Here is an 11,275-nt window from a genome sequence, read left to right as displayed (position 1 = left end):
TGCATTGCTCGGTCGTGAGTATGAGCGGATGTATTGCACCAATTATGGATGAGAGTCTGTATAAACTACTTAGGGACATGACAATGCAAAAGTGAAGGCAACTGTTACCCCACGTCATCTTCTTTTTCATGCTAAATCAAACCAAGACAAAAGGAGGAATAAGCTGGATAATACGCACATACGAAGATGAAATGCGAAGTAATTTGACAAAGTCAAGTTAAGCCATTTATTCTTTTTATCTCTTCACATATTCTCAAATTCTTCAACGCTTGCAAGGGCGTAATGGTGAACTCCTCGTCATTTCTCACGCACCTGATAAAAGTCTTTAATTCATCCCTTAATGGCTCTACCTTGTTCACCAGGACTTTTTCTATAATGTTCTCCTGCGTATATCGCTCGTCCTCGATCCCATACTTTCCGGGTTTCCTGTACAAATATATCTCTTGATTCATGAAATCGCCCTCAATCGTGAATTCATCCTCTTCGATATATATCGTTCTTATCTTTTTAGACGATTTCCTACTCGCCGACAATGACACAATAGAACTCCCAAACTCAATCAAGGCGGTACACAGGTCGTTGTTTCCCGCAGCATGAAGTTCGTACTCGCCTCCAAATAAAACGTTGAATACAATATCAATGTCATGTATCATCAAATCTTCTACGATAGAACTATCCGTTATTCTCGCGGATGCGGGATTGTGCCTGCTTATCTCAACGTATAGTGGATTCCTTATTATCCGCACAATCTCCCGTACAATAGGATTAAACCGCTCTATATGTCCTACGCCAACAATTAAACTTCTGGATTTCAATAAATTTAGTAATTCCTCACCCTCTGCCACTGTTATAGTAATCGGCTTTTCTATTAAACAGTGAACATCCTCTTTGATCGCGCTCTTGGCAACCTCAAGATGATATCTCGTTGGAACACAGATGCTCACTGCATCCACCCGTCTCAAAAGCTCTTCCTGGGTATTGCAAACAGTGACATCGTATCCCTTCAATATTTTCGTCTTCTGTCTATCAACGTCGAAAGCATAGACTGCCTCAACCTCCTTAAGCTCTGAATATATTCTGACATGGTTTTTACCCATAGTTCCCGTGCCAATAACGCCGACTTTCATTTTATTCGCTCCTTTAGTCAAGTTTGGTCAAGCTTTCTTAAAATTAAAAGAAAGGTAGTGTTATAAATTTAGTTTTCAATTATTATCCCTCCATGCTCATGTCTCAGTTCCATCTAATAAATATTGGTATCTATTCTTTTTCTTCACAAATCTTTTGACGCCTGCACCTCCTGCACCTCTTACAGCGGGTCCAACTTCACGAAACATTCATACCTTACCCACCAAAAACGCTCTGACTACGATACCTGCAAGTAATGCGAAGGTTATGCTTGAAAGTGTCCCGATTAAATAGTACTCAGCCATTTTCCTGTCCTTCAATTCATTGAACCTTGCAATAGATTTGGCGGCAAAAATAACCGTTATCGCCGTGTATTGATCAACCAACACAAAGGTTAAAACCATAATCCTTTCGACTATCCCTATAACCATTCCCGCACCCCTTAAGCCGCTGGTTTCTACTTCCTTTTCGTATCTCCTGAGCATCAATCTGATGAGATACCCACCTATAATAACAACAAGATATGCAAAAACGACGATAGCGATTTCAAAGGTGTAAATCATTTTTATCAACCGCCCTGTTTCTATCAACTGTTTCTGGTTCAATCCTCAATTTGAACCATTCTCGGTTGAGAAAATCCAACAACGCCTTTTCTGCGTCTCTACATAAACGATATTTCCCGGTTCTCAATGTCTTATATATGCTCCTTTCCCCAACGCCAAAATTATTAGACGCCGATATAACCGCCTCTCTATTCTCCCCATGCTCCCTGAAATACATGATAATCTCCTTCTGCCTCTTTGTCCAGCTCCACATTATATCTGCCATGAAGTTCATTAAATACGTAATAATCGTGTCAAGTTCCCACCCACTTTTGAATACAATCCACATGCTCTCTTTCTTCGCACGTTCTAACGCTTCAGATGCTTTATGAAACGCCTCACCGTCTATCTCACCAACATTTTCGCTTAAACTCGTAGATATATCGCCAACACCAATTCCCAGATAGAACTGATGACCGATGTTTTCAAAAAACGCATAATAAATATCGAAGAGATATTTCGGTGAGGAGAGCATCCCTTGAAAACTATCCCCGCCCACAACCATAAATTTCGCGAGTATCTCTTCTTCAAATCTTCTGTTGACCATTCTCAAAGCGGTTTTTAATTCTTCCTGTACTTCTGCTCTGTACTTCAGCCTTCTCGAAGACTTCAAATCGCCATTTACAACAACATACCTGTTAATGTTAATGTTAAACATTTTCGAAAAGTTTGTAAGTAAGGTTAGGATATAATTATAACTATAACTCTTTACAAATTATTGTAAAATAAGATATAAGATGACTGCGCTAAAAATAGCCGCTTTTCGACCTGAGAATCTCATTGCACGATCGAAGGAGGAAGCAGCGAAGTACAACTTTGATTTCTTCGGCTTCCCGGTATTTCAATTGGTTGAGCGGAGAGAGGCACTGGGAGAATTGAGGAGCGCTTTTGACGATTCTGTGGACATCGTGGTCTTCACCAGCCTGAATGGTGTGCGAAAATCGTTCAACATTGCGGAACATGGGAAATTCAACCTGAGCGAAAAGCTCGCCAGCGTTGAGGTATGCGCTATCGGTCCGGTAACACGTGGTGAACTTCACAGATATGGTGTTCATGTCTCCCTAATGCCTGAGGAATACAGTACAAGAGGGCTTATGAAGCTACTGGCAGCGCATGCAGAAGCAGGTGCTAAAATTATATTCCTGCGTAGCGCCGCTTCCAATAAACACATCATCGAGTTCCTTCAGGCTAACGGCGCGCATGTAACTGATATAGCAGTCTATGAACCACAGATAATAACTTCTGAATCGGAGAGGAAACTACTCATTGAACTCATTAATTATCAGCCTGATTATATCATCTTCACAAGCTCATTGACATTTAAGATGTTCCTTGAGCTCGCATCGAAGTTTGATGTGCGTGATGACGTATCTGCGCTGTTGAGAAGTGCAAAGATTGCCGCTATTGGCGATTTAACTGCAGAAACAATAGCAGAATCAGGGATAAAGGTGGATATAGTAGCGAAGAAGAGCACCTTCGAGCAGCTCCTCGGGTCTATTGCCAAAGCTATCAGATACAGGTAGGATGTAGCTTATTTATCTTACCTCACTTCCCTTATCTCCGATCTGCCATACGCCTTCTGCACCACTATTATGTGCACACCCGGATCGCTCACTGTAAGCTGACCTGGAGTTATCAGTAAGCATTCTGCATCCTTCATCGTTGTGACCATCCTTTTATATATCGCTTCACGATTCCTCGGGTCCATGTGTATATCAAACTCATCCACCGCCCTGAAAGGTGACCGTATCAGTTGCTGTATAGCAAGCAGAAAAGCCATTATCGAAGTGGTCTTCTCTCCTCCGCTCTGCGTGTAGTAATCAAACAGGACAGGCTGCGAGCCACGAAAGCCCACATAGAGCTCCAGTCCTGCATTCTCTATATCATCTGCATTCACCAGTCGCGCTAAACCTGTTGCACCTATACATGACATGATCTCCTGAAATGAGCGATTCACGGAGTCAAGTAGCCCAGACACCGCCTCTCGCCAGACACGTGTCCTCGAATCCAGTTCCTTCAAGCTTTCGCGTTTGTTCGCTTCCAGTATCTCCGCCTTCGCCTTCAATTCCTCATACAATTTACCATAAGATGTGTATATCTCCTCCGTCTCCTCAGGTATCTTACCCAGAGCCTCTATCTTCGTTGCTATCAGCTCGATCTCATGCTCTATCTCGCTCTGCTTACGCTCCGTCTCTATCCTCACACCCGCTTTCTTCCGTAACGGTGCCATATCCAGTAGTTTACGTTTCACCTTCTCAATCTCGCCTTTAATCTCTTTTATATCTCCCTCCAGCAGCTCACGTTTGATCTTCAGAACCTCAGCCTTTACACAATAGCTGATATATGTCTCGATATTCAACTCCATTCTCCGCTCAAGTGCACCGAGTTCACTCTGTGCTCTTATTATCTCCTCTTTTAACTGCTCCAATCTGCGTTCTGCTTCTTTCTCCCGCATCCGCTGCTGCTCCACTTCCTCATACCTGTCCAACTCACCAAATATCACCTCTATCTCCTGCAGATGTGTAATCAGGTCCTCAATGCTCGTGGCTTCCTTCTCAAGGTGCAGGAGCTGGTAAAATGCCTCCTTCATGCTCGTCTTCCATGCATCGAGCTTATCACGCCAGTTCTTTATGCTCTCTTCCGTCCGTTCCGTCTCCTTAAAATTCGCATCGAGCGCAGATTCCTTCGTTCTCAGTCGGTCCTGAAGTGCCTTCAACGCCGCCTCATGTTTTAATATCCGCGCCCATATCGCTTCTCGCTTCAGCCATTCCACCCTCGCTGATAGCTCCTTGCGCTGTAAATACTTATCATGCATCTCCTTCCAGTAGCCCAGGCTCTCTTCCGCTTTCCCTAACAGTGCTGAGATGGACTCATCCTCACTGATGATACTTTCCAGCCGCTTCTTTGCCTCTATCACCTTCTCCCTGTATGTACTGAAGCCAACAGCATCTTCTAAGAGCTTCAACTTCTCCTGCGGCGTTGTCAGGCTGAATTGCTCCATCGTATTCTGATGCATTATTATCAGCATGTTGTTCGGGTCGAGTCCAAACTCCTTGAATAATCTGCTAACCTCTTCGTAGCTCACTCGTTTATACTCTGCCTCCCACCAGTAATTCCCATCCCTGCGCAGGTATCGCGAGAGCATGAAGGTATCAGCGTCAGAGAACCTGATTGGCCTCCTCCCATCCCTGATACTGTTATCAAAGACGAGCGTTATTCGCGCTATCTCCTCACCACGTCTTATCAGATCCCGCAATCGTCTGCTTCTTTCTGTATATATCTGCCCCAGAGCTACTGAAATCGCCAGTAATATGGACGATTTACCTGCGCCATTGGGTCCGGAGATCAAATTCAGTCCGGGCTTGAGGGGTATCCTCGCATATTCATACGACATAAAATTCTCCAGTATAATCTCCTTCAGCCAGATCCTCCCGGACATTTCTATGAATCAAAAATATAGGCTGGCATAAAATAATTAAAATACGATTTAATGATGGATGAAAATAGAGAGAATAGGAATAGAGAGAAGGTACTGGCAGTGGGATATTCGGTCAGGCATATCGTTTGCTCAGGTTTCCGGGCGGGTTACGAGATGTACGCCGCCGATGCATTCGGTGATGTGGATACAAGGCGATGTGCTAAGCGCTACATAGCTTTAGAGCCACTCTCGAATCTCTACCGCGAGATTGGTGCTATGGATGGCATTATCCTTGGCTCAGGCATGGAGAATGCCAATTTTTTATTCGAGAAACGCGACATGGAGAAAATATGGGGTAATCCCATTGAGACGGTTAAGAGGGTATCGAATAAAGCCTGGCTGGCTACCCGGCTTGATGACCTGAACGTTCCTCATCCTTATACATGCTCATGCATACGCACTGTTGAGGAGCTGAAAGAAGGGAGACTGAAACTAAAACTGCGATATCCGGTGGTGGTGAAGCCGATTTACGGCGGTGGCGGTACCATGAACAAACTCTGCTGGAATGATAAGGAACTAACTCGATTTGCAAATCGTGATTTTATATGTCAGGAATATATCAGGGGCAGGCATGCCTCGGTCTCTACACTATCAACGGGGAAGGAGGTTGTATCCGTAGCAGTAAATGAGCAGTTAATAGGTCTGGACTCGCTACACGCACCCGGCTCATTCTCCTATTGCGGTAACATCACCCCATTTCATCCTGTATCACGATTGGCAGAGCAGATGTGCGAGATTGCCGAGTTCTTAACGCTCGAATTCGGATTGAAAGGTTCTAACGGGTTCGATTTCGTCATCTCCGCTGATGACCATCAACCATTCCTGATAGAGGTTAATCCCCGCTTTCAGGGCAGTCTCGACACCGTAGAACTCTCTACCGGGCTGAATCTCGTTGATGGCGCCATAAAAGCGGTCAGAAAGAGCCTACTACCCGAAAGGATCATCACGCACAGGTATGCAGTAAAGCTCATTCTTTATGCCGAACGGGATACGGTTGTAAAGAGAGACTTCGATGGCGGTATCGCCGATATTCCCGCGAAAGGCACGGTTATCAGGTCAGGACAGCCAATAGCATCCTGTATAGGCGTCGGCGATAAGAGAGCAACAGCAGTCGCCGCTGCTATGGAGAACCTCGCACTACTTAAATCGGGTGTTAGCTCTTTGCCCTCCCCGAAGTGATTGTGTGATCATTAGAAGAAATCCGTACCCTCGAGCCTGGATAGTGATTCCCTCTTCCCTATCACCACCACTGTATCACCTTCCAGAATCTCATCCTCCGGTCCTACATTAGATATCACCTTCTCTCCCCTTATAATCGCAATTATTATCGCACCTATCTTCTCCTTTATCCCCAATTCCTTCACCTTCTTGTTCGCTATCTTCGCACCGGGCTCTACCTTCAGTGTCTCTAAGGATGTCTCCCCGGTCTTCGATGCAAACTCCAGAAAATCAACAACCGCTGGCTTTATCAGGCTCTTCGCCAATCTCCTGCCTCCTATTGCCTCCACTATCACCGCCTTCTTCACTCCTATGCTGTATAACCGCCTGGCAGCTTCCTGTGAACTCGCTCTCGTCACTATATCCATCTCTTTGTTGATGCCTTTCGCTGTTATACAGAGCAACAGGTTACTGCAATCCGAAGGCAGTGTGGAGACCAGCCCGGAAGCGCGTTCCACACCCGCTTCTATCAGCACATCATCCCGTGTCGCATCACCCTCCACCACCGGTATCCCCTGCTTCTTCAACTCTTTCACCACTTCCGGGTCATGCTCAATCACCACGAACTCTATCCCCTCTGCCTTGAATTCTTCTACTATCACACTTCCAGTACGCCCTCCACCGCAGATAATCATGTGGTTCTTCATCTTCGCCACACTCCTCTTCACCTTGACAATGCCAAAAGCTTCACTCAATCTACCCTCCACTACCAATCCCATCATCTCTACCAGCACATATAAGGTTATACCAACACCCGAAACAATCAAGCCCGTAGTGAATATACGCCCATAGAAAGTTCCTGGTGTTATATCCCCATATCCAACGGTGGTAATAGTAACAACAGTCATATAGAGGGAATCGAAAAGAGAGAGCCCTTCCAGATACATGAAACCTGCTATGCCCGCTATAACAACAAGGAGCAATAGGAAAAGAGCAACCAATACATGTCTTATTGGCTCCATATCCCTATTTAATATGTTTAATCCACTATTTATTGTTTCCGATATCAGCTCTAATAGCTGGATTCATCCATACTGTCAGAAACCTATAAGTAACAATTAAAAATATTTTACAATATATGAAAATTTCATTCTCTATATTTGAAATATTTTTTATATTATAGAAACAAATATAATACAAACTTCACAATAAAATAAGTCAAAGATGGACATATTAAAGAAGATATTCGGTAAAAACAGCATCCACCTCAAGGTCATCCTCCTTTTTTACAATAACAATGGCTACTTCAATAACATCACCGGACTCGCTAATACCCTCAATGTGAGTCATGTCACCGTCAGGAAGGTTATAACCGACCTTGTGGACGCCGGTATATTGAGAGAGATAGACATAGGAAAGTCCACGGTGATCAAAGCCAATGAGAACAGCCCATATGCAAAGGCACTATTTGACTTTATCAGCACGGTGAAGAGTATAAAGGAGAGTAAGAGTATAGAGGAGATAATAGAAAAGAGGTCCAAAGAGGCATACAGGAGAATGGGCTATAAAGTCTGACTCCTTCCCATCATCGATAATAAAAAGGGAGACTATAATATAATGGATGAAGTAGAAAATGCATTGAAATCAATGGAGAGCTATACAATCCTGCTCAAAGGTGCACCGGGTACTGGCAAGACCACCTATGCCATTACTTTACTCGAACAATTGTGCCAGGAAGATACCAAAGGGGTCTACATCTCCACCAGAATAGACCCGGCAGTGCTATACAGGCAGTTCCCTGGCTTAGAGAGCCGCGTACCACCCAGGAACATCATTGATGCCACACAGTCAGAATTCTCGGAAGCGGAATTCCAGGTACTCTATGAAGACACCATGGGCTTCTTAAGGGCTGTTTACAGTCTCGTGGCTGAGGAGGATGTTACTATTCTGATAATAGACAGCTGGGATGCTGTCTCCTTTCAGATAGGAAAGGAGAACCAGGAGGGTACCGAAAAGCTGGAGAACTCTATGCTTGACATCGCACGAAAGACAAAAACTCGACTCCTCCTCATCACTGAATATTCCGGTGATAGGAAACTGGATTATCTCGTTGACGGCATTGTGAGATTGGATAAGGAGGAGATAGAGGGAAGAACAGTGAGGAGGTTGTTTATAGACAAGCTGAGAGGGTTTCTGGTACCCCATACCAGCTATCCATTTACTCTTGAAGCCGGGAGATTCACTCGCTTCGTTACCCCTGCCACCGAGCTGGGCAGTGGCAGACACAGGTTAATAAAAAGAAATGACAAAGATAGCTATTCCACAGGGATAAAAGATTTGGATATGATAATAGGAGGTTATCCCAAGGGCAGCTTTGTCCTTCTTGAGATCGCTGATGATTGTATAAGTCAGAGTTACCGACCGGTTCTCTTCCACACCATCGCCAATTTCATGCTGAACGACCTCGGGGTTATATATATGCCAGAGGAGGGTTCTTACTCATCTTCTGTGAAACAACTTCTCACGGATTATCTCGATGCGGATATACTGGCTAAGAACCTGCGCATGCCAACCATCTCAGAGAAGGAAAGTGAAGACCCTTCTCTATTCAAGGTTGATACCCTGAGCAGCATCTTGGAAGCATATTTGCAAAACCATCTTGAGGTCTATGAAGAGCTGAAGAAGCCTGTATTGCATGTTATGGGGCTATCAATGCTGGATATACATACAGGAGAGGAGATTAGAAGGATGCTATCCGAGATAGTATCCTGGGTGAGAACGAAAGACGATCTTCTGATAGGTATTTTGAGACCATCGGCAAAGTTGAAGAACGAGATACGCGAGATGGCAGATATCCATCTCCGCTTTATACCAATTTCAGGTACGATCAATCTCTACGGAATTAAGCCCTATACAATCCTTTATAACATCTCCCCACTATCTTCTAATGCTGGCGGAGAATATCACCAGCTAAAGCTCACACCATTCCTGTGAACTTATCGCTTCTCCTGCACCAATTCCACCACTGCCTTTGCCAGTTCATGGCACTGCTTCGCTGCAGTATTCCCTCCCTTTGTGATATACCTATCTGCACCTTTCTCAAGTGCCTCCTTCGCTACTTCTGGTCCCCCCTTCCCTGTAAACAGGATAAAAGGTACATGTGCATACACATCCTCACTCCCCCTCACTGCTTCTAACAATTCTATACCATCCATCTCCGGCATTTTATAATCTGCAATGATGGCGTCAAAATGCTCGGTCTCCAGCCTCTTAAGTGCCTCCTTCGCTGAAAGTACACCTACAATCTCAAAATCCCTCTTCGCTTCTCGTTTTATAAGTATCCTCGTTATCTCCAAGTCCGCAGGTTCATCATCTACATGTAATATCCGGATCGTCCTGGACATAATACCCAAGTTAACATGTTCCTCCTCTTCTCTACTCATTCTCAGTCATTATGAGTATAGAATGCATAAATATAAGCATCGGTTTATATGTATATCGCACCAATCTATACACATATTCACATATGAAGGCATTGATATTCGAGCCCTTCTCTGGCGCTTCCGGCGATATGGTCATTAGTAGTCTCCTTGATTTGGGTGTTAATGAGTCAGAGATTGCAGATGGGATTGCAGCATTCAATCTCAGGATGGAGGTAGAGGAAGTGGAGAAGAGGGGGATTGTGGCTAAGAAGGTGCGGTTTATAGGGGGCTTGGATGGTGCAGAACTGCGCTCATATCCTGAGATTGTCCGCACAATACGAGATAGCGGGCTGGACAATGAGATAATAAACAATTCTTTGCGCATATTCGAGCTGATAGCAGATGCTGAGGCGAGGGTGCATGGAGAAGACAAACAGCACCTGATATTCCATGAACTCGGCGCTATGGATACAATCGGAGACCTTATAGGGAGCAGTATCGCATTCTCAAGTATCCACCCAGATATTGTGATATGTACCCCTATATCTGTGGGTAGTGGCTATGTAAAGACCGAGCATGGTCTCATGCCAGTGCCTGCACCTGCAACATTGGAGATACTGCGAAGAACGTCTTTACTCTTTCAGGGGGGTCTTTCTCATTCTGAACTGCTCACACCCACCGGTGCGGCGATACTGGGGCATTTCGTTCATCGCTCTGTCTCTTCTCTACCACCCCTAAGCATTACCGAAACAGGATATGGTGCCGGCTCAAGAGACTTGTCGGTGCCTAATGTCCTTCGAGCGAGCCTGGGCGAGCCTGCCATGGATCTCGCAACAGATGTAGTGGGTGTGCTCGAGACCAATGTTGACAACGTTACAGGTGAGCTCCTGGGTAACCTGATAGAGGTCCTCATGGCTGAGGGCGCGAAGGATGTAACAATCATGCCTGCGTTGATGAAGAAAGGACGCGCTGGGCATGTCATCAGAGTGATTACGGTACCAGAGGACGTGCAGCGGATGGCATATCTGATCATGAAGGAGACCGGCACGTTGGGTGTCAGGGAGATGACGGTTCGAAGGAGGTACATTGCCAGTCGCGAGAAGGTGGAGATGAAAGTGAAGATAAGAGGTATAGAACGGGGAGTGGCGGTGAAAATAGGACGGAGCGCAGACGGCGAAGTGCTGAACATAGCCGCTGAGTTCGAGGATGCTAAGCGTGTAGCGAGTGAGCTGAAGATGCCGCTGAAGGACGTTATTAAGATTGTAGAGGGGGAAGCACGTAAGAATCTTTTTCTTTAAGATTCTCTCTTATATATAACTAATGCGGAGGTTGCCAAGAGGACAAAGGCGCAGCGTTGAGGTCGCTGTCCCGAAGGGGTTCGGGGGTTCAAATCCCCTCCTCCGCACGTACATGGGAAATATGGGATAGAGGATAGGGAACTTATAATTCTATAAAAGAAGGGGCTTCTATTTTAATAGAGGTGGAAAAAG

11 protein-coding genes and 1 tRNA gene are annotated in these 11,275 nt (G+C 45.1%); 6 read left to right on the top strand and 6 right to left on the bottom strand.

What is annotated here, in order from left to right; genetic code table 11:
• Window positions 1-212: 212 nt before the first annotated feature.
• From J7J01_02005 to J7J01_01995, 3 genes are all read right to left on the bottom strand, one after another.
• The gene (locus tag J7J01_02005) at window positions 213-1,127 is read right to left on the bottom strand and encodes a Gfo/Idh/MocA family oxidoreductase (protein MCD6209666.1); all 915 of its coding nucleotides are present in this window, start codon (window positions 1,125-1,127) and stop codon (window positions 213-215) included.
• A gap of 207 nt (window positions 1,128-1,334) precedes the next feature.
• Window positions 1,335-1,688, bottom strand: a complete 354-nt coding sequence (locus tag J7J01_02000; GenBank protein MCD6209665.1) for a hypothetical protein — start codon at window positions 1,686-1,688, stop codon at window positions 1,335-1,337.
• The gene (locus tag J7J01_01995) at window positions 1,672-2,385 is read right to left on the bottom strand and encodes a hypothetical protein (protein MCD6209664.1); all 714 of its coding nucleotides are present in this window, start codon (window positions 2,383-2,385) and stop codon (window positions 1,672-1,674) included. Before J7J01_01995 ends, J7J01_02000 begins: the two co-directional genes overlap by 17 nt.
• A 79-nt stretch (window positions 2,386-2,464) precedes the next feature.
• Here J7J01_01995 and J7J01_01990 point away from each other — a divergent pair, with 79 nt between their 5' ends.
• A complete protein-coding gene (locus J7J01_01990) occupies window positions 2,465-3,250 on the top strand; it encodes a uroporphyrinogen-III synthase (protein MCD6209663.1) in 786 nt (261 codons plus the stop codon).
• Window positions 3,251-3,267: 17 nt separating this feature from the next.
• Here J7J01_01990 and J7J01_01985 read toward each other — a convergent pair whose 3' ends face one another.
• On the bottom strand, window positions 3,268-5,166 hold the full coding sequence (locus tag J7J01_01985; protein ID MCD6209662.1) for an AAA family ATPase: 1,899 nt from the start codon (window positions 5,164-5,166) through the stop codon (window positions 3,268-3,270).
• Between the two features lie 51 nt (window positions 5,167-5,217).
• Here J7J01_01985 and J7J01_01980 point away from each other — a divergent pair, with 51 nt between their 5' ends.
• Window positions 5,218-6,384, top strand: a complete 1,167-nt coding sequence (locus J7J01_01980; GenBank protein ID MCD6209661.1) for an ATP-grasp domain-containing protein — start codon at window positions 5,218-5,220, stop codon at window positions 6,382-6,384.
• An 11-nt stretch (window positions 6,385-6,395) separates the two neighbouring features.
• Here the strand turns inward: J7J01_01980 and J7J01_01975 are convergent, their stop codons facing one another.
• Complete coding sequence (locus tag J7J01_01975; protein MCD6209660.1) at window positions 6,396-7,385, bottom strand: potassium channel protein; 990 nt, start codon at window positions 7,383-7,385, stop codon at window positions 6,396-6,398.
• A gap of 202 nt (window positions 7,386-7,587) precedes the next feature.
• Between J7J01_01975 and J7J01_01970 the strand changes: the two genes are divergently transcribed.
• On the top strand, window positions 7,588-7,938 hold the full coding sequence (locus J7J01_01970) for a hypothetical protein (GenBank protein MCD6209659.1): 351 nt from the start codon (window positions 7,588-7,590) through the stop codon (window positions 7,936-7,938).
• A 42-nt stretch (window positions 7,939-7,980) separates the two neighbouring features.
• Window positions 7,981-9,357, top strand: a complete 1,377-nt coding sequence (locus J7J01_01965; protein ID MCD6209658.1) for an AAA family ATPase — start codon at window positions 7,981-7,983, stop codon at window positions 9,355-9,357.
• Window positions 9,358-9,359: 2 nt separating this feature from the next.
• Here the strand turns inward: J7J01_01965 and J7J01_01960 are convergent, their stop codons facing one another.
• Window positions 9,360-9,806, bottom strand: coding sequence for a response regulator (locus tag J7J01_01960; GenBank protein ID MCD6209657.1), 447 nt, complete (start codon window positions 9,804-9,806; stop codon window positions 9,360-9,362).
• Window positions 9,807-9,889: 83 nt separating this feature from the next.
• On the opposite strand from J7J01_01960, the gene larC reads away from it, so the two are divergent.
• Window positions 9,890-11,083: a nickel pincer cofactor biosynthesis protein LarC gene (gene larC / locus J7J01_01955; GenBank protein ID MCD6209656.1), complete on the top strand. Its 1,194-nt coding sequence runs from the start codon at window positions 9,890-9,892 to the stop codon at window positions 11,081-11,083.
• 24 nt (window positions 11,084-11,107) lie between these two features.
• Window positions 11,108-11,190 (top strand) — tRNA-Leu (locus J7J01_01950).
• The last annotated feature ends 85 nt before the right edge of the window (window positions 11,191-11,275 follow it).

The sequence above is a fragment of the Methanophagales archaeon genome (assembly GCA_021159465.1).
Classification (GTDB): Archaea; Halobacteriota; Syntropharchaeia; order Alkanophagales; family Methanospirareceae; genus G60ANME1.
Note: the sequence above shows the minus strand (reverse complement) of the source record. Positions and strands in the feature narration are given on the sequence as shown.